21 protein-coding genes, 1 tRNA gene and 2 pseudogenes are annotated in these 25,666 nt (G+C 68.0%); 15 read left to right on the top strand and 9 right to left on the bottom strand.

The features are described from left to right. Nucleotides 1-171 precede the first annotated feature (171 nt). The 4 genes from SAOR_RS07330 to purL all read left to right on the top strand — a co-directional run bounded on the left by SAOR_RS07330 (nucleotide 172) and on the right by purL (nucleotide 5,333). Nucleotides 172-262 (top strand) — tRNA-Ser (locus SAOR_RS07330). A gap of 30 nt (nucleotides 263-292) precedes the next feature. Next, nucleotides 293-661, top strand: coding sequence for a DUF1820 family protein (locus SAOR_RS07325; RefSeq protein WP_123630852.1), 369 nt, complete (start codon nucleotides 293-295; stop codon nucleotides 659-661). Nucleotides 662-678: 17 nt separating this feature from the next. Beyond that, nucleotides 679-1,446, top strand: coding sequence for an MBL fold metallo-hydrolase (locus SAOR_RS07320; protein ID WP_123630851.1), 768 nt, complete (start codon nucleotides 679-681; stop codon nucleotides 1,444-1,446). Continuing rightward, entirely contained in the window at nucleotides 1,422-5,333 is a 3,912-nt protein-coding gene (gene purL / locus SAOR_RS07315; protein ID WP_123630850.1) for a phosphoribosylformylglycinamidine synthase, read from the top strand. The genes SAOR_RS07320 and purL overlap by 25 nt, the downstream gene beginning before the upstream one ends. A gap of 723 nt (nucleotides 5,334-6,056) precedes the next feature. Here purL and SAOR_RS07310 read toward each other — a convergent pair. The 6 genes from SAOR_RS07310 to SAOR_RS07285 form a co-directional block, all read right to left on the bottom strand. Beyond that, on the bottom strand, nucleotides 6,057-6,848 hold the full coding sequence (locus tag SAOR_RS07310) for a hypothetical protein (RefSeq protein WP_185015580.1): 792 nt from the start codon (nucleotides 6,846-6,848) through the stop codon (nucleotides 6,057-6,059). Next, complete coding sequence (locus SAOR_RS07305) at nucleotides 6,845-7,912, bottom strand: SAM-dependent methyltransferase (protein WP_123630849.1); 1,068 nt, start codon at nucleotides 7,910-7,912, stop codon at nucleotides 6,845-6,847. Before SAOR_RS07305 ends, SAOR_RS07310 begins: the two co-directional genes overlap by 4 nt. A gap of 17 nt (nucleotides 7,913-7,929) precedes the next feature. Continuing rightward, nucleotides 7,930-8,709: a DUF1295 domain-containing protein gene (locus tag SAOR_RS07300; protein ID WP_123630848.1), complete on the bottom strand. Its 780-nt coding sequence runs from the start codon at nucleotides 8,707-8,709 to the stop codon at nucleotides 7,930-7,932. A gap of 57 nt (nucleotides 8,710-8,766) precedes the next feature. After that, entirely contained in the window at nucleotides 8,767-10,494 is a 1,728-nt protein-coding gene (locus tag SAOR_RS07295) for a CocE/NonD family hydrolase (protein WP_123630847.1), read from the bottom strand. A 17-nt stretch (nucleotides 10,495-10,511) separates the two neighbouring features. Then, a complete protein-coding gene (locus SAOR_RS07290) occupies nucleotides 10,512-10,955 on the bottom strand; it encodes an acyl-CoA thioesterase (RefSeq protein ID WP_123630846.1) in 444 nt (147 codons plus the stop codon). Nucleotides 10,956-11,025: 70 nt separating this feature from the next. After that, nucleotides 11,026-11,484, bottom strand: coding sequence for an RT0821/Lpp0805 family surface protein (locus SAOR_RS07285; protein ID WP_123630845.1), 459 nt, complete (start codon nucleotides 11,482-11,484; stop codon nucleotides 11,026-11,028). 153 nt (nucleotides 11,485-11,637) lie between these two features. Here SAOR_RS07285 and SAOR_RS07280 point away from each other — a divergent pair, with 153 nt between their 5' ends. The 6 genes from SAOR_RS07280 to SAOR_RS07255 all read left to right on the top strand — a co-directional run bounded on the left by SAOR_RS07280 (nucleotide 11,638) and on the right by SAOR_RS07255 (nucleotide 17,990). Beyond that, nucleotides 11,638-11,958 (top strand): DMT family transporter, encoded by a 321-nt coding sequence (locus SAOR_RS07280; RefSeq protein ID WP_123589667.1) that lies wholly within the window; start codon nucleotides 11,638-11,640, stop codon nucleotides 11,956-11,958. Between the two features lie 44 nt (nucleotides 11,959-12,002). Then, nucleotides 12,003-13,004 (top strand): NAD(P)H-quinone oxidoreductase, encoded by a 1,002-nt coding sequence (locus SAOR_RS07275; protein WP_123630844.1) that lies wholly within the window; start codon nucleotides 12,003-12,005, stop codon nucleotides 13,002-13,004. Between the two features lie 154 nt (nucleotides 13,005-13,158). Further along, nucleotides 13,159-14,634: a glucose-6-phosphate dehydrogenase gene (gene zwf / locus SAOR_RS07270; protein ID WP_123630843.1), complete on the top strand. Its 1,476-nt coding sequence runs from the start codon at nucleotides 13,159-13,161 to the stop codon at nucleotides 14,632-14,634. A 124-nt stretch (nucleotides 14,635-14,758) separates the two neighbouring features. Further along, nucleotides 14,759-15,448, top strand: a complete 690-nt coding sequence (gene pgl / locus SAOR_RS07265) for a 6-phosphogluconolactonase (RefSeq protein ID WP_123630842.1) — start codon at nucleotides 14,759-14,761, stop codon at nucleotides 15,446-15,448. A 29-nt stretch (nucleotides 15,449-15,477) separates the two neighbouring features. Further along, nucleotides 15,478-17,358, top strand: coding sequence for a phosphogluconate dehydratase (gene edd, locus SAOR_RS07260; RefSeq protein WP_123630841.1), 1,881 nt, complete (start codon nucleotides 15,478-15,480; stop codon nucleotides 17,356-17,358). Next, nucleotides 17,355-17,990, top strand: a complete 636-nt coding sequence (locus SAOR_RS07255; protein WP_123630840.1) for a bifunctional 4-hydroxy-2-oxoglutarate aldolase/2-dehydro-3-deoxy-phosphogluconate aldolase — start codon at nucleotides 17,355-17,357, stop codon at nucleotides 17,988-17,990. The genes edd and SAOR_RS07255 overlap by 4 nt, the downstream gene beginning before the upstream one ends. A gap of 863 nt (nucleotides 17,991-18,853) precedes the next feature. On the opposite strand, the gene SAOR_RS07245 is transcribed toward SAOR_RS07255, so the two are convergent. Both SAOR_RS07245 and SAOR_RS07240 read right to left on the bottom strand, forming a co-directional pair. Then, a complete protein-coding gene (locus tag SAOR_RS07245) occupies nucleotides 18,854-19,507 on the bottom strand; it encodes a DNA-3-methyladenine glycosylase family protein (protein ID WP_123630838.1) in 654 nt (217 codons plus the stop codon). Continuing rightward, entirely contained in the window at nucleotides 19,507-20,145 is a 639-nt protein-coding gene (locus tag SAOR_RS07240; RefSeq protein WP_123630837.1) for an SDR family oxidoreductase, read from the bottom strand. Before SAOR_RS07240 ends, SAOR_RS07245 begins: the two co-directional genes overlap by 1 nt. Nucleotides 20,146-20,254: 109 nt before the next feature. On the opposite strand from SAOR_RS07240, the gene SAOR_RS07235 reads away from it, so the two are divergent. From SAOR_RS07235 to SAOR_RS07220, 3 genes and pseudogenes are all read left to right on the top strand, one after another. Continuing rightward, nucleotides 20,255-20,947, top strand: coding sequence for a glutathione binding-like protein (locus tag SAOR_RS07235; protein ID WP_123589658.1), 693 nt, complete (start codon nucleotides 20,255-20,257; stop codon nucleotides 20,945-20,947). Between the two features lie 175 nt (nucleotides 20,948-21,122). After that, a pseudogene (locus SAOR_RS07230) lies at nucleotides 21,123-22,073 on the top strand (IS1595 family transposase). Between the two features lie 174 nt (nucleotides 22,074-22,247). After that, nucleotides 22,248-22,919, top strand: a pseudogene (locus SAOR_RS07220) (Ldh family oxidoreductase); the annotation flags it as partial. Nucleotides 22,920-23,027: 108 nt separating this feature from the next. On the opposite strand, the gene SAOR_RS07215 reads toward SAOR_RS07220, so the two are convergent. Then, a complete protein-coding gene (locus tag SAOR_RS07215) occupies nucleotides 23,028-24,137 on the bottom strand; it encodes a 5-methyltetrahydropteroyltriglutamate--homocysteine S-methyltransferase (protein WP_123630835.1) in 1,110 nt (369 codons plus the stop codon). A gap of 329 nt (nucleotides 24,138-24,466) precedes the next feature. On the opposite strand from SAOR_RS07215, the gene SAOR_RS07210 reads away from it, so the two are divergent. Beyond that, on the top strand, nucleotides 24,467-25,081 hold the full coding sequence (locus SAOR_RS07210; protein WP_123630834.1) for a hypothetical protein: 615 nt from the start codon (nucleotides 24,467-24,469) through the stop codon (nucleotides 25,079-25,081). 50 nt (nucleotides 25,082-25,131) lie between these two features. Continuing rightward, complete coding sequence (locus SAOR_RS07205; RefSeq protein ID WP_123630833.1) at nucleotides 25,132-25,650, top strand: 2,4'-dihydroxyacetophenone dioxygenase family protein; 519 nt, start codon at nucleotides 25,132-25,134, stop codon at nucleotides 25,648-25,650. Nucleotides 25,651-25,666 lie beyond the last annotated feature (16 nt).

Genomic DNA, 25,666 nt, shown 5'->3' with positions numbered 1-25,666 from the left:
AACCGCGCCGGCCGGCGCAGGATACGGAAACGTCTTCGCTCATCGCATCAGACCTTTTGCACGCGAGTGTTGGGAAAGTGCACCGAATCCTTTAAGATACGCGACTTCGCCAGCCGCTGACAGACAGACTGGCGCAGCCACGATGGCTCGCGGCTGAACGCGCAAGTTACAGGAGAGGTACCGAAGCGGTCATAACGGCACCGACTCGAAATCGGTTGGGGGCTGACGCCCCACGTGGGTTCGAATCCCACCCTCTCCGCCATTCTCCCGCCACCGCCCGCGATCTGCAGCCATGGCCACTGACCGTTCGTCGCAACGCCTCTATCGCGTGGCCTTCTTCAACCAGGGTCAGGTCTACGAGGTCTATGCCCGCTCGGTCGCGCAGGGCGCGCTGTTCGGCTTCGTCGAGATCGAGGAACTGGTCTTCGGCGAACGCGCCTCGGTAGTGATCGATCCGGCCGAGGAGAAGCTCGCCAGCGAGTTCGCGGACGTGCAGCGCTCCTACGTGCCCATGCACTCGATCATCCGCATCGACGAGGTCACCCGCCGGGGCACGGCGAAGGTCACGCCCGCCGAAGGCGACAGCAAGGTGCGCCCGTTCCCGCTCTACACGCGCCAGGGGCCGTCCGGCGGCCACGGGGGCGGCAGCGGCTCTTCGTGAACGACGGCGCAGGGGCCATGCGGTTCGCGCTGCTGGGCAGCGGCAGCAAGGGCAACGCGCTGGTGGTCGAATACGCCGGCACCCGCGTGCTCATCGACTGCGGTTTCTCCGCCCGCGAGATCGTACGGCGGCTCGCCCGACTCGATCTGGTGCCCGCGGACATCGATGCGGTGGTCATCACCCACGAGCACGATGACCACTGGCGCGGCGTATCGCGTTTCTCCCGCGCCCACGGCGTGCCCGTTTGGCTCACGCCCGGCACGCTCGCCGCCCGCCGCGCGAGCGAGCTCGCCGCGATCGAGCTGTATTCGCCGCACGAGCCGTTCGCCATCGGCGACATCGAGCTGTTTCCCTATCCGGTACCGCACGACGCGCGCGAGCCGGCCCAGCTGGTGGTGGGCAACGGCGACAAGCGGTTGGGCGTGCTCGCCGACATCGGCCACGCGACCCCGCATGTGCGCGAGATGATCGACGGCTGCGACGGGCTGGTGCTCGAATGCAACCATGACCCGCAGCTGCTGGCCGCGGGGCCGTATCCGGCGTATCTCAAGGCGCGGGTCGCCGGCCGGCTGGGGCATCTGAGCAACGCCCAGGCCGCTGAGCTGCTCGCCGGCATCGACGCCAGCGCGCTGCAGCAGCTGGTCGTCGCCCATATCAGTGAATCCAACAACCGCCCGGAACTGGCCCAGGCCGCGCTCGCCGGAGCGCTGTCGTGCACGGCCGACTGGGTGCATGTCGCCAACCAAAGCGAGGGTCTGTCGTGGCGAACTCTGGTCAACCGCTGAACGATTCGTCCAGGGCCGCGGTCGAGGTGATCGCCGGCGGTCCCGCACTGGCCGAGTTCGAGCTCGAGCGCCTGCGCGGCGGGCTCGGCCGGGCCGGCATCGACGTCGGCAGCCTGGTCGCGCGCGAGGTCTTCGTGGCGGCCTTCGAGCGGGCGCCGTCGGCCGAACAGCGACAGCGCCTGCACGCGCTGCTCGGCGCCGACGCCGACGAGCCGGTGCCCGCCGGCGTGATCGCCGTACCGCGGCTAGGCACGGTCTCGCCGTGGTCGACCAAGGCCGAGGACATCGCCCACAACAGCGGCCTGACGTCGCTGCGTCGACTCGAGCGCGGCGTGGTCTTCGCCTTCGGCAGCACGCCGGATTTCGAGGCGCTGGTCGCCAGCGGCGTGCTCCACGATCCCATGACCCAGTCGCTGCTGCCCGACGCCGAGCGCCTGCCGCGGTTGTTCGAGACGCTGGCCCGCCGCGGCCTGCGCCGCGTGCCGCTGGCCGCCGAAGGCGAGGCCGCGCTGGCCGCCGCCAACTGCGACTGGGGTCTGGCGCTGGCGGACGACGAGATCGCCTATCTGGCCGCGCAGTATCAGGCGCTGGGGCGCGACCCCACCGACGTCGAACTGATGATGTTCGGCCAGATCAATTCCGAGCACTGCCGGCACAAGATATTCAACGCCGCATTCGTCATCGACGGCGAGACACGGGCGAAATCGCTGTTCGACATGATCCGCGACTCGCACCGCGCGGCCCCGGACGGCGTGCTCTCGGCCTATCGCGACAATGCGGCGGTGATCGCCGGGCCGACGGCCACGCGCCAGCTGGTCGACGGCGAGCGCGTGTACCGCCGGGTCGAGGAGCCGGTGCACCTGCTGATGAAGGTCGAGACCCACAACCATCCGACCGCGATCGCGCCGAATCCGGGCGCGGCCACCGGCGCCGGCGGCGAGATCCGCGACGAGGCCGCCACCGGCCGCGGCGGCCGGCCCAAGGCCGGACTCTGCGGCTTCTCCGTCTCCGATCTGCGGCTGCCCGACGATCTCCAGCCCTGGGAGGTCGACGACGGCCGCCCGGCCCGCATCGCCACGCCGCTCGAGATCATGCTCGAAGGGCCGATCGGCGCGGCGCGCTACAACAACGAGTTCGGACGGCCGAATCTGGCGGGTTATTTCCGCAGCTATCAGTATCGCTCCGAGGCGACCGGCCTGCGCGGCTATCACAAGCCGATCATGATCGCCGGCGGCATGGGCAACGTGCGCGCGACGGACGTCGAGAAGCAGTCGGTGCCGGTGGACGCGGCCCTGGTGGTGCTCGGCGGCCCGGCCATGCTCATCGGTCTCGGCGGCGGGGCGGCCTCCTCGATGGCCAGCGGCGCGGCCTCGACCGAACTCGATTTCGCCTCGGTCCAGCGCGCCAACCCGGAAATGCAGCGGCGCTGCCAGGAGGTCGTCGAGGGCTGCATCGCCCGGGGCGAGGACAATCCCATCGCCTCGATCCACGACGTCGGCGCGGGCGGGCTGTCGAATGCCCTCCCGGAGATCATCGACGCCGACGACCGCGGCGGCCGCATCCGCCTGCGCGACATCGACGCCGCCGACGTCAGCCTGTCGCCGATGGAGATCTGGTGCAACGAGTCGCAGGAGCGCTACGTGCTGGCGATCGCTGCCGACCGGCTCGCCGGTTTCGAGGCGCTGGCCGCCCGCGAGCGCTGCCCCTTCGCCGTGGTCGGCACGGCCACCGCCGAGCCGCAGCTGATCGTCGAGGACGCCGAGGCCGAGACCGCCGACGCCGAGCGCCCGGTGGACATGCCCATGGCCGTACTGCTCGGGCGGACACCGAAGATGCAGCGCGACGTGGCCCGTGCGCGCACGGCGGCGCCGGCCTGGAACCACGCGGGCGTCGACATCGCCGAGGCCGTCTCGCGGGTGCTGCGCGTGCCGAGCGTGGCCAGCAAGTCGTTCCTGATCACCATCGGCGATCGCAGCGTTGGGGGCATGACCGCCCGTGACCAGATGGTCGGGCCGTGGCAGGTCCCGGTAGCCGATGTCGCCGTGACCACCACGGACTTCATTCACACCACCGGCGAGGCCATGGCGATGGGCGAGCGCGCGCCCCTGGCGCTGCTGGATGCGCCGGCCTCCGGGCGCATGGCGGTGGCCGAGGCGGTGACCAACATCGCCGCCGCCCGCATCGCGGGGCTCGGCGACATTCGCCTGTCCGCCAACTGGATGGCCGCCTGCGGCGAGCCGGGCGAGGACGCGCGCCTCTACGACACCGTGCAGGCGGTGGGCGAGCAGTTTTGCAGCGAACTCGGTCTGGCGATCCCGGTCGGCAAGGATTCGCTGTCCATGCGTAGTGTCTGGCAGGACGACGACGGCGACGAGCAGCGCATGAGTGCGCCGCTGTCGCTGATCGTCTCCGCCTTCGCGCCGGTCACCGACGCCCGCACCACGCTCACGCCGCAGCTCCTGGCGCCGCGCGACGGCGCCACCGCGCTCGTGCTGGTCGATCTCGGCAACGGCCGCAACCGCCTCGGCGGCTCCGCTCTCGCCCAGGCCTACGGGGCGCTCGGCGACACGCCGCCGGATCTGGATTCGCCGAAGCAGCTGCGTCAGTTCTTCGAGGTCGTGCAGCGGCTCGCCGGCGAGAACCGCATCAAGGCCTATCACGATCGCAGCGACGGCGGACTGCTGGCCTGTGTCGCCGAAATGATGTTTGCCGGCCGGGTCGGGGTCGACATCGCGCTGGACGATCTGGATGCGGATCCGCACGCCGCGCTGTTCGCCGAGGAGGCGGGGGCGCTGATCCAGGTGGGCGCCGACGACGCCGCCGTGGTGGTCGGTGAATTCCGTGCCGCGGGCGTCGCCGCCCATGCGATCGGTACCGCGACCGCCCGCGCCGAGCTCGTGGTCCGCCACGCCGGCGCGGCGATCTACCGGAACACGCGTACCGAAATGGAATGCCTCTGGGCGGCGACCAGCCACGCCATGGCGGCGCTGCGCGACGATCCCGACTGCGCCGATGCCGAATATGCCCGTCTGCGCGATGAGAGCGATCCCGGTCTGCCGGCCGAGGTCTCGTTCGATCCCGACGACGACGTGGCCGCCCCGTTTGTGAACACCACCCGCCCGCGGGTCGCGATCCTGCGCGAACAGGGGGTCAACGGCCACAACGAGATGGCGTTCGCCTTCTCCCGCGCGGGCTTCGATGCGGTCGACGTGCACATGAGCGAGATCGCGGCCGGGCGCGATCTGACCGATGTGCAGGGTCTGGCCGCCTGTGGCGGCTTTTCCTACGGCGACGTGCTCGGCGCCGGCCAGGGCTGGGCCCGGTCGATCCTGTTCAATGCCGACGCCCGCGCGGCGTTCGCGGCGTTCTTCGAACGCGAGACGACCTTCGCGCTCGGCGTGTGCAACGGCTGCCAGATGCTGGCCGCGCTGGCCGAGATCATTCCCGGCACGGATCACTGGCCGGCGTTCGTGGCCAATGCCTCGCGCCAGTTCGAGGCCCGCACGAGCGCGGTGGAGATCACGGATTCGCGTGCCGTGCTGCTGGACGGCATGGTGGGTACGCGGGTGCCGATCGCGGTGGCCCACGGCGAGGGCCGGGCCCGGTTCCGGGCCGACGACGATCTCGACCGGCTGAGCGCGAATGCCCAGATCGGCATGCGCTACGTCGACAACCGGGGCACGGCAACCACGGCCTATCCGGCCAACCCCAACGGCTCGCCGGCGGGAGTGACCGGGCTGTGCAACGCGGACGGCCGCGTGCTCATCACCATGCCGCATCCCGAGCGCGTCACCCGCAGCGTGAATCTGTCCTGGGCGCCGGCGGGCTGGGGCGAGGCCAGCCCCTGGGCGCGGCTTTTCGCCAACGCGCGGCGCTTCGTGGGTTAGCGCCCGTAGAGCTTTCCCGTAGCGATTTTCAGGGGACGCCGCGCGGGCGGCCTTCGGGGGCAAGACGCGGCGCCGGGGTGCCGCGTCGCCCGGCGACAGGAACGCGCGGCCGTGCCGGGTCGATGAAGCCCGTCGCTGCGGCTCGTCGGGCGGGTCCGATATGCGCCTGAGCGGCGGGACCCGGCTCGACTCTTGAATCCGAGGCTGCGCGTCGCCTCGTTGCGCATCGCGACTCCGGCGCTTCAACGCGACTGCGCCGGCGATGTCGACAGGCCCGGCCAATCGCGCGCCGCGCGTTTCCGGCGGGCCGGTATGGAGATGGCGGTCGTGCCGGCGGGGCACTACAACCGCCCCCGCCCGTGAAATGACCCCCGTGTCGGGTCATTGATCGCAAGCGGCGGTTCGATACCGGTTCCTCCCGTATAGCGGCGCTGTCCGAAACGGGCGACGGCTGCATCATGAGCGGCCATGCAAGCCATCGTGCTGGGAGAACGGCGCCTCCGGCCGGGTGGTAGCAGCTCGGCGGGGAGCGGGTTCGGTTCGCTGCCCGGAGGTGCGGGCTCAACGCGCGCTGATCGTCGATCGCCCGGTCTGCCGCGATGACGCCGAGACGCCTGTCCAGTGGCGCCTCGGCTGCCATCCGGAAGCCCGCGATCCCGCTCAACGAGCGCGTCGGAGCCGAGGCTTAGCCGCCGCGACGGGGAGCCGTCGGCGGCGCGCGTTTCAGCCGTCGATCGCGCCGCAGTCCGCCGCGGGGGCGCCGTGTTCGCGGGCCACGTCGGGCATGTCGCGGGCGTAGGTCACGCGCACGGGATAGACCTCGCCGTTGGCGTCGTGCATGTTGCCGATGCCGCGATACTCCAGCAGCCGTTTCGTCTCGGGATCGTAGGTCAGCTTGAGCGAGTCGACGAAGAAGTTGATGAACATCATGTCGAGCTCGGCCTCGAACTGCACCGCCGGCCGGCCCTCGAAGGTGGTCTCGCCGATCTTGTGCGCGCGCAGCTCGATGACGCCCTGGCGTCCGGCCGCGGCGAAGCGGAAATCGACGGTGTCGCCGTTCTGCAGCGCCTCGAAGTGGTTGCGCAGCAGCGGATCGAAGCCGGAGTCGGCGGCCATCGGTTCCTCGATGGTGAACGCCTTGGTCTGTTCGTCCGCCTCGCGTGATTCGCGCCGGAACATGGTCCAGCCGTCGTCCCGGCGGATGCCCTCGACATAGCCGTCGGCCGGGATCTCCATGCGATAGGTCGGCACCGTGGGGTGGGCCGAGAAATCCATCGTCTTGGTCGCGATGGTCTCGCCGTCGCGGCCGACGTAGGTCACGTCCCAGCTTGTGATGCGGCCGTCCGCGCGCTGCTGTTCGTGATGCTCGGTGTAGCGGTATTCGCCGCCGTCCAGCGTGTAGGCATAGCCGTTGAAGCAGCGCCGTTCGCCGCCGTCCGTCGACTGGGCCGCGGCGAGCGGCGGCAGCAGTAGCAGCGCGGCGGCGAGCGTCGAGATGCGCAGGGCGTGTGTCATGAGGCCTTCTCCGATACCGGTGGTGTCTGCGGGCGCGGCGTGAACAGGTAATGGCCGATGCCCCACTGGTTGCCGCGGTCGCTGCCGAACAGCTCCGCGACCGCCATGAAGAACATGCGCCAGCGCTGGAACCAGCGCTCGGCGTCGGCCCCGTAGGTGTCGCGGAACAGATCCATGATCGGCGCGCGGGCGGCGTCCATGTTCGCCAGCCAGGCGTTGGCCGTGTCGCGGTAGTGGCTGCCCGACAGCCACCACTGGTCGGCCAGCACCAGGTCGCGCTGAAAGCGGGCGAACAGGTTCTCGCTGGGCATGATGCCGCCGGTGAAGAAGTGGCGGGCCATCCAGTCGGAGGCGCCGGCGTCCTGGAACGGGTAGGCCAGCAGCTTGTGCGCGAACACGTGCACGAACAGGCGTCCGTCGGCGGCCAGCCAGCGCCGGATGCGGCCGAACAGCTCGCGATAGTTGCGCATGTGCTCGAACATCTCGATCGACACGATGCGGTCGAAGACGGCCTCGCCGGGATCGAAGTGGTTGATGTCGCAGGTCTCGACGCGGAGATTGTCCAGGCCGCGCTCGGCCGCGGTGGCCGCGATGTATTCGCGCTGGGCGTTTGAGTTCGAGACCGCGAGGACGCTCGCGCGCGGATAGCGCCCGGCCGCCCACAGCGCCAGTGAACCCCAGCCGCAGCCCAGATCGAGTATCCGCAGGCCGTCGCGCAGGCGGGCGCGCTCCGCGGTCAGCGCCAGCATGGCGTGCTCGGCCTGGTCCAGGTTGTCGATGCCGGCCTCGAACAGACAGCCGCTGTACTTGCGATGCGCGCCGAGCACGTGCGCGAAGAACGCCGGCGGCAGCTCGTAGTGCTGGGCGTTGGCGTCGTCGGTGTGCTGGGCGATGGGCCCGGTCGCGGCGCGCTCGACGAAGGCGCGCATGTGTTCGCTGCGGCGTTCCGGATCGCGGGCCTCGGCGCTGGTCAGGCGGGCGTTGATCAGCCGCCGCATGCCGGCCCGGGCCAGCGTGTCGGGCACCCAGCCCCGTTCGCAGAGTTCGATCGGCAGATTGTCCAAGGCGGCGTTCTCCCGAGTCATGACTTCGGCGGCCAGGGGATGAAGGCGCTGGTCCGGCGCACGTACTCGTCGTGGCCCTCGCGCTTGTCGGCCGCGGCCCTGTTCTCGATGGTGGGAATGCCGGAGACCTTCAGCAACAGCCCGGCCATGATCAGCGGGCTGGCGAGCGTGGCCCACCAGTAGGGCGCGCCGATGGCCAGCACGACGTAGGTCACCCAGTGCAGGGATTCGAAGAAATAGTTGGGATGACGCGAATAGCGCCACAGCCCTTCGGCGCAGACGCGGCCGCGGTTTTCCGGGCGCTGCTTGAACCGATGCAGCTGGGTGTCCGCCGTGCCTTCGCCGACGACCGACACGAACCAGACCGCGATCGCCGCCAGCGCGACCCCGAGCGAGGGGGCCTCCGGCATGTAGGCCACCACCAGGAACGGAATCGACAGGACGGCGGCGATCAGCGCCTGGAACAGAAAGAAGCCGAGCATGTACAGGTCGGCGCGCGCGCCCCAGGCCCGTCGTGCGGCCGCATAGCGTGAATCCTCCGGCGCCCCGCGCATGCGTTTCGCCAGGTGACCGGCCAGACGCAGCGCCCAGGTCAGCGCGAGCGCGGCCAGCAGGATGCGTGCCGCGGCGGGGGCGTCGCCCAGCAGCGCGTACGCCGCGGCGATCAACCCCACCGCGGCCGACCACACCACGTCCACGAGCCCGGCGTTGCGGGTGAACAGCTGGATGATCCAGACGACGGTCAGCAGGGCCGCCGCGATGGCGAGCCCGATGCCGAATGCGGCCAGCGGCGTCATAGTCTTCCTCGTGGACACGGGCGGCGTTGCCGCCCGTGCGGGACGTTGGGGCAGGCCCTAGTCTACGTCGACGATCGGCAGGTCGATGCGACCGGAGACATCGACATGACCGCCGATGGGCGAGAAGCTCGACAGATACTGCGGATGATAGCCGTAGACCAGCAGGCCGACGGTATCGCCGGGCTGCAGCCGGAAGGCGACGCCGTTGAGCTCGACCTCGTGCAGGCCGCTGCCGCGGATCGGGCGCACCTGCTTGTTGAGCAGCAGCGTCGCCGAGACGCCGGGCCGCTGCACGCCGATGCCGAGAAAGGCGATCGGTGCGCGCACGTTGCCGCCGATGTCGATGACCGCGTGCGGCAGGCCGGCGAGCGCGCAATCGCGGTCGATGTCGGTCAGCGGGATGAAGCTGCCGCCGCTGGCCAGCTCGTCGAGATGATCCGAGGGCAGGGCATTGACCAGGCGGGCGAGCAGCCCGGTGTCGCGGCCGTCGGCCTGGCCGCGGCCGCGGATCAGCTGAACGATGGCACGGGTGGTGTTCGCCGCGGCCCCGCGGCCCAGCGACCACAGGTGCGCCAGGCTCTGGCGCCGCAGCAGGCCCAGCAGCAGGTCGATGCCGCCGGTCGCGGCCGCACCTTCGAAGTCGAAGGCCGTCGTATAGCCGGAAGCCAAGTCCGGCAGCGTGTCGAAGGTCAGCGCCGTGGCGTCGTCGAGCACGACCATGCAGCGCGGAAAGGCGTGCTCGGGCGCGATGCCCTTGAGCTTCCAGTCGAGATACGCCAACTCCAGGGCCGCGGTCTCGACCGTCTTGCCGTGCCAGGCCAGCGTCGCGTCGGTCTGGTAGGCGATGCGTTCGATGTCCTGCAGAAACGGCAGGCTGTGGCCGTACTGCATGGCGATCATGTGCACGTCGTTGCCGGCGTCGGCCAGCGCCCGTGCGTTCGCGGCCGCCTCGTTGAGATTGAACAGCGTGTCGCCGACGCCCTGTACCAGCAGCGCATCGACCCGGGGCGTGCTGCGGTCGGGGCAGGCTACGCGCTCGCCGTCGCGGGCGATGGTGCCGTCGTAGAACGACGCCGGGCTGCTGTTGTAGAGCCAGTCGCTGATCGGCGCCGACAGGCCGCGGCCGGTCAGCGGCGATACGAGCGCCTCGATCAGGGCGCGGTAGAGCCGCGGGTCCACGCGCACGCCGGACGTGGGCACGCCGAGGGCCACGAGGGCCGCGCCCCAGGCCGTCTTGACCACGTTGTCCGGGGCCAGGCTGTAGGTGAGATCGTGCCAGGCCGCGGTCGGCACGATCGCGGTGAAGCGCGGATCCACGCAGGCGCCGATGAGCTGGAAACCACCGCCGTAGGACAGCCCGAGCCCGCCGACCACGAGCTGTCCGTCGCGGCGGGCCAGGCGCTCGCCGTGGTCCATGTCGTGTTCGGCCCAGTCGAGAATGGCGCGGATGTCCTCGCCCTCGATCGTCGGGTCCATCACCTCGACCCGGCCGCCGGACTCGCCGAAGCCGCGCTGATCGAAGCTGATCACGAAGTAGCCGGCGTCGGCCGCGCGCCGGGCGGCCTCGGTCGAGGGCAGGATGCCGCCGGAGAGCTGCTCGTAGACCGAGAGTTCGTCGCGGCTCTGCAGACGAGCGCCGCCGAAACCGTGACCCTGCAGGATCAGCGGCGCGTACTGGCCGGCCGCGAGCACCGGCTGCATCACGGTGATCGCGATCACCACGCCGTCGTCCGGGTTGCAGACGCGAGCGTGGTAGTCGCGGGCGGGCAGTTCGTTCGGGCTCATCCTCGAGGTCCCCTGTCTCAGTCGTCTTCGGGGCGATGGAGGGCGGCGAGCGCGTCGCGGATGCCCGGTGGTATCGGTGCGGCGCGCTGCGTGGCGCGATCGACGAACACGTGCACGAAATCGCCGTGGGCGCAGGCCGAGTCCTCGCCGGGCCGGAAGATGCCGATGACGTAGGTCGCCGAGCGGTTGCCCAGATGCCGCACCGCCAGCCCGGCCTCGAGTGCTTCGGGAAACGCCACCGGGGCGTGATACCGGCAGTGCGATTCCACCACGAACCCGATCACCGGCGCGGCGTGGATGTCCAGGCCGCCGACCTCGATCAGGTAGCGGTTCACCGCGGTGTCGAAATACGAATAATAGGTGACGTTGTTGACGTGGCCGTAGACATCGTTGTCCATCCAGCGGGTGGGCATGTCACAGGACCAGACGTAGTCGCGGCGTAGAGGGCGTTCACTGGCCATGAGACGGCTCGACGGTGGTTGACGCAAAAAAAAGCCGGGCCCGTCGGCCCGGCTTGTCCCGGCAGCGGCGTTACGACTGCACTTTCCAGGTGCCGTCCGACTGGCGGCAGGCGGTCCCGGTGACGGTGTCCGGCTGGCCGTCGACGGTCGCGTTCATGGTGAACTCGCGACAGGGCCGGTCGCCGCTTTCGTAGGTGTGGGTCGGTGTGACCGAGTAGCTGGCGTCGTTGTCGGGGTTCTGCCAGCTGCTGGTGTTGCCGGTCTGGTTGCTCTCGAGCGCGCTGCCGAACTCGCGACGGTCGGACTGATCGAAGTTCGAGCCGATGCGGTTGCCGAGTGCGGCGCCTGCGAGGGTGCCGACGACGGTGGCGATGGTCTTGCCGCTGCCGCTGCCGACCTGGGAGCCGGCGGCGCCGCCGAGCACGCCGCCGAGGACTGTGCCGGTGTCCGAGTTCTGCCAGCCGGCGCAGCCGGTCACCAGGGTCAGACTGACGAGCAGGGCGGTGAACAGGCCGAGAATCCGGTTCATGTCGTTCTCCGTGTGCGTGGATGAGTGCTGTATGAAGCAGATGCCGTAGTTTGGCAATTATCGCGCGTCATGGCGAACCGTGGCTGAACCGCCCACGCTGGCGGCGGGGCGGGCGCGGCGTTAGGCTGCGCACATCGTCATCCGGAGCCCTCGATGCACAGCTGGCTGCTGCTTGCGCTCGCGATTCTGCTCGAAGTGGTGGGCACGACCTGCATGAAACTGTCCGACGGTCTCACGCGGTTCTGGCCCGCCATGGGCATGGGGGTGTGCTACATCGCCTCCTTCGGCTGTCTCGCCCTGGTGCTGCAGCGCATCGACATGGCCGTGGCCTACGCCGTCTGGGCGGGGCTCGGCATCGTGCTCATCACGCTGGTGGGCGTGGGCTTCTTTCACGAACCGATGACGGCCTGGCGCGCGACCTGCATCACGCTGGTGCTGCTGGGCGTGGTCGGGCTCAACCTGTCGCACCGATAGTTTCTTTCACACGACACCGACACACGACACAGAAGGAGAGAGTCATGCGGGCATGGCTGATCGAGGAACCCGGCGCCCCCGAGGCGCTGCAGCTGGGCGAACTGGACACCCCGAAACCGGGGCCGCAGGAGGTCCGGGTCGACATCCGCGCCATCGGCATCAATCGGGCGGATCTGATCCAGCGCAAGGGTGGCTATCCACCGCCGAAGGGCTTCGACCCGCGCTGCCCGGGGCTGGAATACGCCGGTGAGGTCGTCGAGGTGGGCGATCGCGTGATCGGCCGCCGGGTCGGCGACCGCGTGATGGGCCTGATCGGGGGCGCGGCCTACGCCGAGCAGCTGGTCACCCACGAGCGCGACACGCTCGACATCCCCGCGCACTACGACTACGCCCAGGCCGCGGCCATCCCGGAGGCGTTTCTGACCGCCTATCGGGCCCTGTTCCTCGTCGGCGAGCTGGCGCCGGGGCAGTGGGCGCTGGTCCGCGGTGCGACCTCGGGTGTCGGCCAGGCCGGGCTGCAGCTCATCCGCACGCTCGGCGCGCGCAGCATCGCCACCAGCCGCAGCCAGGCGCGGCTGGACGATCTGGACGCGCGTCTGCGCGCGCTCGGCCACGACCGCGGCTTCGACCTCGGTCTGGTCGACGGTGACGACGGCGTCGCCGAGCAGGTCCACGCCGAAGCCGGCGGCGCCCACGTCATCATGGATTTCGTCGGCGGTCCGGCGCTCAAGGACAACCTCGACGCCCTGCGCGACGAGGGCCGCCAGGTTCAGGTCGGCGTCATCGGCGGCCCCCGCACCGACATCAACATGGGCAAGCTGCTCATGCGCCGGCTCAGCGTGATGGCGATGACCATGCGCAGCCTGCCGATCGAGCGCAAGATCATGCTGGCGCAGCTGTTCAACGACCGCCTGCGGCCGCTGTTCGAAGCCGGGCGCCTGCGCCCCGTGCTGGATCGCACCTTCGACTTCACCGAGGCGGTCGAGGCGCACCGGACGATGGAGGAGGGCGAGCACGCCGGCAAGCTGGTGCTGCTGCGCGAATAGCCCGCCGTCGGCCGCCGGCGGCACGGATCGTGCATTGTTTGCAGCGGAATGTTCGGGCGGCGGACGCCGCCCGATCGCGGCGCAGACGACACCGGTGGACTGACATGACGAACCCGATACAGCGGACACGCCTTACGGCGACCGGAGCGGCCTGATGGCCGAGTTCGTACCGGTCGCGCCGTTCGATCTGGTGATCTTCGGCGGTACCGGCGATCTGGCCCAGCGCAAGCTCCTGCCGGCCCTGTTTCATCGCGACAGCGACGGCCAGTTCAGCGACGACAGCCGTATCGTCGCGGTCTCGCGCGGCGAAATGGAACACGCGGCCTACGTCGACTGGGTGCGCGAGGCGCTGATCGGCCGGATCGACGGCGAGTTCGACGAGAAGGTCTGGTCGCGTTTCGCCCAGCGCCTGCACCACGTTCAGCTCGACCTGGCCGACGGCGACGACTGGTCGGCGCTGGCCGCACCGCTGGACGCCGAGGGCCGGCGCACCCGGGTGTTCTATCTCGCCACCGCGCCGTCGCTGTTCGGCACCGTCGCCGGCCGGCTCGACGCGGCGGGGCTGGTCGACGCCAACGCGCGCATCGTGCTGGAAAAGCCGGTGGGCCACGACTTCGATTCCGCGCGCGCGATCAACGACGCCGTGGGCGCGGTGTTCGACGAATCCCAGATCTACCGGATCGATCACTATCTGGGCAAGGAGACGGTGCAGAACGTGCTCGCGCTGCGCTTCGGCAACTCCCTGTTCGAGCCGCTGTGGGCGCGGGGTGCGGTCGACCACGTGCAGATCACCGTGGCCGAGGACATCGGCGTGGGCCAGCGCTTCGACTTCTACCAGCGCACCGGCGCCCTGCGCGACATGGTCCAGAACCACATGCTGCAGCTGTTGTGCATGGTCGCCATGGAGGCACCGGCCAGTATGCACCACGACGACATCCGCAACGAGAAGATCAAGGTCATGCGGGCGCTCAAGCCGATCACGGCCGAGGGCGTCGACCGGGTCAGCGTGCGCGGGCGCTACACCGCCGGCATCGTCGACCGCGAACCGGTTGCCGGCTACGCCGAGGAGGGCGGGACGCGCGACGCGCCGGCCGAGGCCGACACGGAGACGTTCGTGGCCCTCAAGGCCGAGATCGACAACTGGCGCTGGAACGGCACGCCCTTCTATCTGCGCACGGGCAAGCGCATGGCCCGAAAGCTCTCCGAGATCGTGTTTCAGTTCAAGCCGGTGCCGCACTCCATCTTCGGCGAGCAGCCGCTGGAACCGAACCGGCTGGTGCTCAGCCTGCAGCCCGAGGAAGGCGTCCAGCTCACGCTGATGACCAAGGAGCCCGGGCCCGGCGGCTTTCGCATGCGCTCGCTGCCGCTGAACCTGAATTTCCCCGATGCCTTCTCGGTGACCTATCCGGACGCCTACGAGCGCCTGCTCATGGAGGTGCTGCGGGGCAACCCGGCGCTGTTCATGCGCCGCGACGAGATCGAGGCCGCCTGGCAGTGGATCGACCGCATCATCGACAGCTGGGCGAGCCGCGGGGTGCGCACCCACGAATACATGGCCGGCAGCTGGGGCCCGACGGACTCGTTCGTGCTGCTGGATCGCGACGGCCGCCGCTGGGCGCAGCCGATATGAGCGGGTTCGCGATGCGCGTCGTACCGACGGACGTCCCGACCGCCGCGGCCCGACGCCCGCGGGCGCGACGCTCGACGGCGACACGCGCGGCCGTGTCGGCGGCGCCTCAGGAGGGCCGCTGCTGATGGCCGATCTCCACGCCTTCGGCCGCCGCGAGGACGCCGCGGAGGCACTGGCCGAAGCGGTGCTCCACCGGCTGGCGACGGGGTTGTCGGCACGCGGCGCGGCGACGCTGGTGGTGCCGGGCGGCACGTCGCCGGCGGCGTTGTTCGCCTGTCTTCGGTGCGCCGACCTCGACTGGTCGCGGGTGACCGTGGTGCCCAGCGACGAACGCTGGGTACCGGTGACCGATCCCGAGAGCAACGAGCGTCTGCTGCGCGAGACCCTGTGCATCGATGCCGCCGCCGACGCCCGCCTGCTGGGCCTCTACCGGGATACGCCGACGCCCAGGGCGGCGCTGGGCGAGGTCGCCGCCGCGCTCGACGCGCTGCCGATCGTGGTCGACGCCGTGGTGCTCGGCATGGGCGCGGACGGGCACACGGCCTCGCTGTTTCCCGACGCCCGCAACATCGCGGCCTGCCTGGAGACCAGCGCGCCCTGCGTGGCGCCCCAGCGGCCGCCGGGCGAAACCCCGCGGCTGAGCCTGTCGCTGGCGCGGCTGCGGGCGACGAAGTCGCTGAGCCTGCTGTGCTTCGGCGAGGACAAGCGCGCGGCCTACACGCGCGCCGCCGAGCCGGGCCCGAGCACGCAGTACCCCGTGCGGGGCGTGATCCACCAATCGCGCGTGCCGCTGTCCGTCTACTGGGCCGATTGACGCGGGCGACGCGCCCGCCGGAGTGACGAGTGATGAGTCTGAACCCCGTGATCGCCGCCGTGACCGAACGCATCGTCCGCCGCAGCCGCGACAGCCGGCGCGAGTACCTGGCGAAGATCGAGCACGCCAAACGTGTCGGCCCGCACCGCGGCCGCCTGTCCTGCGGCAATCTCGCCCACGGCTTCGCGGTCAAGGACCGGCCCGGCAAGGAGGCGCTGGCCGGCGACCGGCGCGCGAACATCGGCATCGTGTCGGCCTACAACGAGATGCTCTCGGCGCACGAACCGCTGGGCGCGTTCCCGCCCCTGATCAAGGAGGCCGCCTGGCAGGCCGGCGGCGTCGCCCAGTTCGCCGGCGGCGTGCCGGCGATGTGCGACGGCGTGACCCAGGGCCAGCCGGGCATGGAGCTGTCGTTGTTCTCCCGCGACACCATCGCCATGGCCACGGCGATCGCGCTCACGCACAACATGTTCGACGCCGCGCTGTGTCTGGGCGTCTGTGACAAGATCGTGCCGGGGCTGATGATCGGGTCGCTGTCCTTCGGCCATCTGCCGGTGATCTTCGTGCCGGGCGGGCCGATGACCTCGGGGCTGTCGAACAAGGTCAAGTCGCAGATCCGCCAGCAATTCGCCGCCGGCGAGATCGGCCGCGACGAGCTGCTCGAGGCCGAGTCGCAGTCCTATCACTCGCCGGGCACCTGCACCTTCTACGGCACCGCGAACTCCAACCAGCTGCTCATGGAGTTCATGGGCCTGCATCTGCCCGGGTCGTCTTTCGTCAATCCCGGCACGCCGCTGCGCGATGCGCTGACGCGGGCGGCGGCCGAACGCGTGCTGCGGATCACCGAAATGGCCGACGACTACCGCCCCATCGGCCGCATCGTCGACGAGAAGGCGCTGGTCAACGGCATCGTGGGCCTGCTGGCCTCCGGCGGCTCCACCAACCACACGATGCACATCGTGGCCATGGCGCGGGCGGCCGGCGTCGTCATCGACTGGAGCGACTTCGCCGAAATCTCGGCCGCGGTGCCGCTGATGGCGCGGGTCTATCCCAACGGCACGGCGGACGTGAACCACTTTGCCGCGGCCGGCGGCATCCAGTTCATGATCCGCGAATTGCTGGCGGCCGGGCTGCTGCACGACGACGTCTCCACCGTGGTCGGCGACGGGCTGCATCGCTATACGCAGGAGCCGTTTCTGGAGGACGGCGCGCTCGTCTGGCGCGAGGGCGTGGCGGCGAGCCACGACACCGACGTGCTGCGCGGCGTGGCCGAGCCGTTCGCGAGCACGGGCGGCCTGCGCGTGCTCCAGGGCAATCTCGGCCGGGGCATCGTCAAGATATCGGCGGTCGAAAAGGAACATCGCACGCTGCGGGCGCCGGCACGGGTCTTTGCCAGCCAGGAACACGTGCTCGCCGCCTATCAGGCCGGCGAGCTCGAGCGCGACACCGCCATCGTGGTCATCAATCAGGGCCCGCGGGGCAACGGCATGCCCGAACTGCACAAGCTCACGCCCTCGCTCGGCGTGCTGCAGGACAAGGGCTATCGGGTCGCCCTCATCACCGACGGGCGCATGTCCGGCGCCTCCGGCAAGATTCCGGCGGCGATCCAGATCACGCCCGAGGCGCGGCTCGGCGGGCCGATCGGGCGCATCCGCGACGGCGACATGATCGCGCTGGACGCCGAAGCCGGCGAGCTGACCGTGGAGGTGGACGACGCCGAGCTGGCAGCCCGAGAGCCGACCGTCTTCGACGACGAACCCGAAACCGAATTCGGCTTCGGCCGCGAGCTGTTCGCGGTGTTCCGCCGCAACGTAGGCTCGGCGGAGGAGGGCGCCTGTGCGCTGCTCGACGCCCAGCCGGCCGCGGCCGACACACGCACCACGGCACGCGAATCGGAGCCGGCCGAATGAGATATGACGCCACGCGTGAGGTGATGGCGATCGCGCCGGTGATTCCGGTCGTGGTCGTGCCCGATGCGGCATCCGGCGTGGCGATCGCGCGGGCGCTGGTGACCGGCGGCATCCGCGTCATCGAGGTCACGCTGCGTACCGCGGCCGGCCCGGCCGCGATCGAAGCGATCGCGGAACGCGTCGACGGCATCTGCGTGGGCGCGGGTACGGTCTGGACGCCGGCCCAGGCGCAGCAGGCCATCGATGCGGGCGCCGAGTTCCTGGTCTCGCCCGGCATCGCCGATGCGGTCAACGCGGTGGCGCAGTCGCGCGATATCGCCTATCTGCCCGGCGCGCAGACGGTGAGCGAGATCGCGCATCTGGCGCGTCAGGGCGCGACCGCGACCAAGCTGTTCCCGGCCTCGGTTGTCGGCGGGCCGGCGGCGATCAAGGCGTTCGCCAGCGTGTTTCCCGACGTCGTGTTCTGTCCGACCGGCGGGATCACCGAAGATACGGCGGCCGATTATCTGGCCTTGGATTGTGTGCCTTGTGTGGGCGGGAGCTGGTTGGTTTCGGCCGACGCCGTCGAGGCGGGTGACTGGGGCGCTATTCGGGCGGCCGCCGAGCGTGCTTCGGTTCTGGGGGATCGGTGATCGGGCGTGGTTTGAGGGGTCGGGGCTCGTGGTCGTGGATCGAGCACACGGTGGCTGAAGACGGGGGAATTCGAACCGGTGAGTGCCCAAAGGCTCGCTGATTGAGCCTGCGAGTTCTGAATACACGATAATGGTTTGATCGGATTAGGGTTTCGCGCTGCTGCGCGAGTCACTTTCATTTGCTTGTCCAAATGAAAGTGACCAAAGCAAACGACACCCTCTCTCGCGTCGGCGCTACGCGCCGATACCCTGCGCTGCTCGCCCGGCCGGGGCGCAGCCGGAACTCGCCGCGCTGCGCGCGACTCAGACATCCGGCTGCTTCATCCCCGTCCGTGCTGCGCTGCTCGGCGCTTCGCCAAGGGATTGAATACAGGCAAGCTCGCTATCGCTCGCTCAAGGTCACGTACTTTTGTTCCTGTAGGTCGGCTCAGCCGAAGGCGTAAGCCGACAGGAAGCAAGTGCAGTCAGTAGCCGAAGCGCAGTAGCGCATTAAGACTCAACGCCTGGCCCGCCGCCTGTATTCCGCCCCGTCAGTGCAGCGACGGAGAGGCGTAGGGGCGACGGGTGTCCGGCGCACAGCGCCGGTGCGGCAAGCTGTTTGAGCATCGCCAAAGCGATGCGAGTTTTTGCCGCATCCCGTCGCCGCTGCGCATCGGAGTGAACCGGCGTAGCCGGCGCTGTGCCGGGTGTCTTTTCCTTTGCTTCCTTTCGTTTGGACAAGCAAACGAAAGGGAGTCGCACGGCAGTGCGAAACAAGAGGTACGACAAACTCGTGAGCGCAGACACAGTGGTGGCCTGGAAGTCGCGAGCTCTGAATCGATCCGGCGGTGTCGCGCACGGGCGCAAGCGGTCCCAAACTAAAACTACAACTCCGTAGCCCGCCACATATACCAACTCCCCACCGACCGATACGGCCGCCACATCTCGCACTCGCGTTCGAGCTGCTTGGGCTTGGGCAGCTCCTCACGCCCGTAGGTGATCGCGTAACCCTTGCGTACGCCCAGGTCGTGGATGGGCATGACGTCCGGCCGGCCGAGGTGGAACAGCAGCAGCATCTCCACCGTCCAGCGGCCGATGCCGCGGATCGCGGCATAGCGCTCGATGAGCTCGGCGTCGTCGTAGTCGTCGATGCGGAATTCGTCCGGCAACTCGCCGGCCAGCTGGGCCGCGGCCAGGGCCTGCAGACTGAGCATCTTGTTCTGCGACAGGCCGGCACCGCGCAGGGTCTCGTCGGATGCCGCCGCGATGCGTTCGGCGCCCGGCGTGTCACTGCCACCGAGTGCGTCGAGCAGACGCCGATGGATCGTGCCCGCGGCCTTGCCGGACAACTGCTGGTAGACGATTGCGCGCATCAGCGAATGGAAGACGTCCGGTGCGGCGGTAGTGCTCGGCGCATAGGGCCCGACGCGCGCGATGAGCGCGCCGAGCACCGGATCGGCGGCTGCGAGGTGCGCCACGGCCGCGTTGGGGTCGAAGGCCAGCTTCGTCGGTCGGTCGTCGTGCGGGCGTTCGGCCATCAGACGCCGCGGACGGCTTTCTCGATCGGCGTGTCGCCGGCCAGCAATTCGAAGCTGCGGCCGACGGTGTTGGGCGAACTGAGCACGGTGTAGAGCACCTCGGCCACGTCATCGCGCGGTACTTCACCGTAGCGGTTCAGCGTCTTGGCGATGGCCACGCGCCCCGTGCCTGCGTCGTCCGTCAGCCGGCCCGGGCGCACGATTGTGTATTCCAAATCGGTCGAGCGCAGATGGTCGTCGGCCGCCTTCTTTGCCGCGAAATAGTGCTGCATGTGTTCCGGCCCGTTCTCGGGCGTGTCGGCGTTCATGGACGAGACGATCACGAAGCGGCGTACGCCGGCTGCCACGGCCTGGTCCATGATCGAGATCGCGCCGTTGCGGTCCACGTCCTCGGTCTTTTCCGGCGGCGTTTCTGCGCCCGAGCCGGCTGTGAACACCACGGCGTCGCAGCCATCGAGTGCCTCGCTTACGTCGCCCTCGATGTCACCGATTACCACCTCGGTCGCGCCGAGCGACTGCATTTCGGCGCGCTGGGTGGCGTGACGGATCATCGCGCGGGTCGTGTGTTCGGTGCCGTTCATCACGCGCACGAGCCGCTGTCCGATCTGGCCGTGGGAACCGACAATCAATACATGCATGGCGCACTCCTTCGCCGGGGTGGCGGGTTGGCCGGGTTGAAAAGCGTCGTCATCTAGACAACGTTAGGCCGTGTTCGGATCCACACAAGCCGCAAGGCAAGGACACACCATGATCGATCTCTACACCTGGACCACGCCCAACGGCCACAAGGTCCACATCATGCTTGAGGAAATCGGGCTGGAATACACGGCCCACCCGATCAACATCGGCAAGGGCGACCAGTTCGGCGAGGACTTCCTTAAGATCAGCCCCAACAACAAGATCCCGGCGATGGTCGACCAGGACGGCCCGAACGGCAAGCCGTACGCGATGTTCGAATCCGGCGCCATGCTCATCTACCTGGCCGAAAAGACCGGCCGCCTGCTGCCGGAGGACACGGTCAAGCGCCACGACGTCATGCAGTGGCTCATGTTCCAGATGGCCAGCGTCGGCCCCATGCTCGGCCAGGCGCACCACTTCAACCGTTATGCGCCGGAAAAGATCGAGTACGCCGTCAAGCGCTACGAAAACGAAGCCAACCGCATCTACGGCGTCATGGACCGCCGGCTGGCGGAGCACAAGTTCCTGGCCGGCAACGACTACTCCATCGCCGACATCGCCACCTGGCCGTGGCTGCGCAGCGCCGAGACCCAGGGCGTGAACATCGATGACTACCCGAACGTCCGCCGCTGGTTCGAGATGATCGGCGACCGCGACAACGTCAAGGCCGGCTTGCGCGTGCTGCAGGACCACAAGACCGACCTGACCGACAACGAGGCCTTCGAGAACATGTTCGGTAACAAGCAGTACGAAAAGCGTTGATGCACCCAGCCCGACCGCGGGCAAAGTGACGAACCCGAGCCTTTGATCAGGAAAGTGAATCACCCCGGGATTTCTGGAAGCTCCAACTCTCTTGATTATGTACGAAGTTCAGCGCGGTCACGATCTGACCCAGTGGCTGTGGATAATAGAGCTATGACACATACGGAATTTTGTCATGGCGATCAATCGAGTACAGATGCAGCCGAGACTGTCGCGAACTGAGTTCATTCAACACTACGGCACCGAGGCGCAATGCGAACAGGCCTTGGCCGCGCGGCTTCGCTTGTCCGGCCTGCCGCTGTCGTCGGCATACGACGTTCCAGCGCGCGGGCCGCGGCTACTGGTAGTGCCAACGCTGCCACCACCAGACGACCGGGACTGCCGGCACGATCTTCGATTCGACCAAGCTTGCCTTGACGACGTGGTTTCTGGCGATGCATCTACTGACCCAGGCCAAGAACAACGTCTCGGCGCTGGAGTTGAGACGCCAACTCGGCGGGAGTTGGCGAACCGCCTGGCGCCTCAAGCACAAGCTCATGCAGGTCATGGCACAGCGCGAGTCGAAACGCCAGCTGCCCGGTCGTGTCGAGATCGACGAGGCCTATCTCGGCGGTGAACGCGCGGGTGAACCCGGCAAGCGAGGTCGGGGATCGCCCAACAAAATCCCGTTTTGTGATGGCCGTCTCCACGACCGCGGATCGCAAGCCGCATCCGGTGGCGATCCGTTGCATGCCGTTCACATTGGAGGCCGTACGGGATTGGGCCAATGAATCGTTGGCAGCCGAAACGCAGGCCGTTTCGGACGGGTTGGCGGCTTTTCGAGCGTTGCGCGCTGAGATCGACAGCCATCTCGCGATCGTGACCGGCTCGAGCCGTACATCGGCCGAGCATCCCGAGTTTCGATGGGTGAACATCCTGCTGGGCAATCTCAAGAACGCCCTGACCGGCACCTATCATGCGTTCAAATTCGCCCCGTATGCGCCGCGCTATCTGGCCGACTTCCAATACCGGTTCAATCGCCGCTATAACTGACCTGCGCTCGATCCTGCCGCGACTGCTCCGATCTGCCACCACTACGCGGTCCTGGACTGAGCGCCAGCTCAAGGCTGCTGAGCTTGGTACATAATCAAGTTCGATCTTGGGAGGGCGCCCATATTTTCTGTCGTATCCGCGGCTACCTGTCGACGTGTCGAAAAAACGGCGTCGCTGCAGCCGAGGCCTTGGCGCTGGTTTACCAGGGGCAACATCCGGCGTTCATGAGCAATGGCACGCTGTCCGCGATGGTTCCAGCTGCTGAATAGTTAACCACTGTTTTCATTTCACCGCGCTCTGGCCCGAGGTCGAGCGGCTTGCCGAGCATGGTCTGATCGGCCTCGCCATGACGCCGAGCCATGCCTGGGTGGCGCCGTTCGGCGGTACGCAGGGCCTGCTCGGGACCAACCCATTGGCGTTCGCCTGGCCGCGCGAGAATGCGCCGGCCTATGTGTTCGATTTCGCTACCAGTGCGGTCGCGCGTGGCGAGATAGAGCTTCATCATCGCGAGGATCGGCCGTTGCAGCCGGGCTGGGCCGTGGACGCGCGTGGCGAACCCACGCGCGATCCCGCAGCCGCGCTCGACGGCGCCATGCTGACGTTCGGCGGCCACAAGGGCTCGGCGCTGTCGACCATGATCGAACTGCTGGCCGGGCCACTGATCGGCGATCTCACCAGCCAGCAGTCGCAGACTTTTGATGCCGGCCGTGGCACAGCGCCGTATCACGGCGAGCTGGTGCTCGCGATCGATCCGCAGGCGTTCGGTGCGGCGGCCGCGGACCGCACCGGGGCGGAGCAGCTATTGGCCAGCTTTGCTGAACAAGGTGCACGGCTGCCATCGCAGCATCGCCGTGCGGCGCGCGAGCGGACCCGCGCCAACGGTTATGTGCGCATGAACGCCGCGCTTGTCGCCGAACTGCAGGCGCTCGCCGGCGGCTGACGTCGCCATGAAAAAAGCCCCGCCGGCGATTGGGTCGATCGCCATGACAGGGCTTTTCGTTCGGCGGCATGGCGCCCGCACGCGGCGGGCGGCCGTGCGGTCAGGCTATTACTGCCAGACCTGTTCGGCCGTCTTGACCACCCGTTCCAGCTTGGCCCACTGGACATCCTCGGTGATCTCGTTGCCTTCTGCGGTGCTCGAGAAACCGCACTGCGGGCTCAGGCACAGCTGATCGAGCGGCACGTATTTGGCTGCTTCGTCGATGCGCGTGGCCAGTTCGTCGTGGCTCTCCATGTCCTGCAGCTTGGAGGAGACCAGCCCGAGCACCACGTCCTTGCCCTTGGGCACGAACCGCAGCGGGGCGAAGTCGCCCGAGCGCTCGTCGTCGTATTCCAGGAAATAGGCATCCACGTTCAGTTCGTTGAACAACACGTCGGCGACCGGCTCGTAGCTGCCCTGGGCGAACCAAGTGCTGCGATAGTTGCCGCGGCATAGATGCACGCCGACGGTCATGTCGTCCGGGCGATCGGCCAGCGCGGCATTGATCAGCTCGGCATAGCGATGCGGCAGCTCGTTCGGGTCGTCGCCGCGATCGGCAGCGGCCGCGCGCATGTCCGGGTCGCAGAGATAGGCGAGGTTGGTGTCATCGAGCTGGATATAGCGACAGCCCGCGGCATGCAGAGCGGCGATCTCGTCGCGATAGCACTGGGCCAGATCCTCGAAGAACTGATCCATCTCCGGATAGGCCTCGATATCGATGGCTGCGCGCCCGCCGCGAAAATGCACCATCGTCGGCGACGGGATCGACACCTTCGGCATCACCGAACTCTGGGACGCCAGATACTCGTAGTCGGCGACCTGGATATCGCGCGCATGGGCGAGCTTGCCGGTGACGCTCAGCTTGGGCGGGGTGAAACCGTCGCCCGAGGCCTTGGCATCCTTGTTCGCCTTGATCCCGCCGGTCACGGTCACGCCGTCGAGTTCCTGCAAGAAATCGAGATGAAAATAGGCGCGCCGGAATTCGCCGTCGGTCACGCAGCGCAGGCCGACGTTCTCCTGCTTGCGCACCACGTCTGCAATCGCCTCGTCCTCGATCTGGCGCAGCGCGTTCGCATCGATCTCGCCGCGCGCCCGTTTTTCGCGCGCGTCCATCAGATGGGCCGGGCGCAGCAGGCTGCCGACATGATCACAGCGAAAGGGCGGTTGGGTTCGTTGCATGGCTTTTTCTTTTCGCTTGGGAAATGACCGGCTCAGCCTGATGGCTCCCGGCTGAATAAACAACCCGTCAGACAAGCGTTTCGGTACTGGTCAGCCTCCGGGCAACACTTATCGAGCCGCGCCGATATCCGACGAAGGAAGGCAGGGTCGAATCAACGTCGGACGCGGCTGACTTTCGCAGGTATCGGCACGCCCCGTGCCACCGCGCTGTCGCTTCGAATCAACAACGTCGTCCTTTGAAGTCAATCGTGGCTTCCGATTATTGCTTACTGTCGATTGCAACACTCCGGTGACCGTATTTGGGTCGCCCCAACCGAACGAAACCGATCATGATCGATATCGCACACGAAATCCGGCATTGCATGGATGCCACCACGCGGTTGCTGCATGTGACCGAGAATCCCCTGCATGCCGCCATGCTGCGTAACTATCGGCGGCACGTGCATCTGGAAGGTTCGGGCCAGTTCGAGAAGATCGTTGCGCCCGACATGATGGCCGACGATCCAGTCTATCGAGTGAACTGGGGCGACGATGCCATCGTGGTCGAAGGTCGCGACGATGTGCTCGCTTTCTACCGCAGCGTCAGCGAGGCGGTGCTCTGGAATACCGCCAACCGCCTAGCAGTCGCCGACTGGGGCATCGCCGACGAGCTGACTTTCCATCAGTTGGTCACTGGCAACGCCCTGGCCGGACGCGGCTTCCAAATCGATGATCCGGACGCCTATTACCACTACGAAAGCCGTCAGGCGTTCGTCTGGCCCTACGACGAGCAAGCCCGCCTCAAAGGCGAGCACCTCTATGAGGATCGCAGCAGTATTCGTATCGAGCCAGTGGCGCTAGCCGACGTCATTACGCCGCAGCAGGCGGCAGCCATCCATCTTGAGCTGCTGGCCGAGCTCGATGACGAGGCCGCGGTCCCGGCGCGCCGTGCCGGCAACCGCTGAATTTCAGAGTCGTTGCACTAGCCACGCCTCATTAAAAAGGAGATAGAACCATGCCGACCGTTGCCAAGAAAAACATCACCCCTGTACCGGAGCCGTTGGCCCATCGTATTGCCGAATACGGCCTGGAAGGCAGTTATGTATCCGCCTCGGAAAAGGATTCCCCCTGGGTGCCTTTCGGTGATTCCGCCTTCATCCGGCATCTCGCTTTCGATGTACGGACTAATTCGTTCTGCAACATCTTATGGGTCAAGTCCGGCGGCCAACTGGGCACCCACAAGCATCGCGGTGCCGTATCGGCCATGACCCTGGAGGGCAGCTTTCGGTATCTCGAATACGATTGGGTCGCGCGCCCGGGCGATTTCATCACTGAATTGCCTGGCACCGCCCATACGCTCGTGTCTGACGATCCGAACGGTATGAAAGCCGTGTTCTGGATGAACGGCACACTCGAATTCTATGACGACGGCGGCGACCTGGAGCAGGTCTTCGACGTGTTCTGGTTCATCGACCACTACGTCAGTTACTGCGAGGAAAACAACCTGCCGATCAATCAGGAATTGTTCGTCTAGCCAGCGGTTCGCACAG

This window comes from Salinisphaera orenii subsp. orenii MK-B5 (genome assembly GCF_003788635.1).
In the GTDB taxonomy this organism is placed as follows: Bacteria; Pseudomonadota; Gammaproteobacteria; order Nevskiales; family Salinisphaeraceae; genus Salinisphaera; species Salinisphaera orenii.
This window is presented reverse-complemented; position numbering and strand designations above follow the sequence as displayed.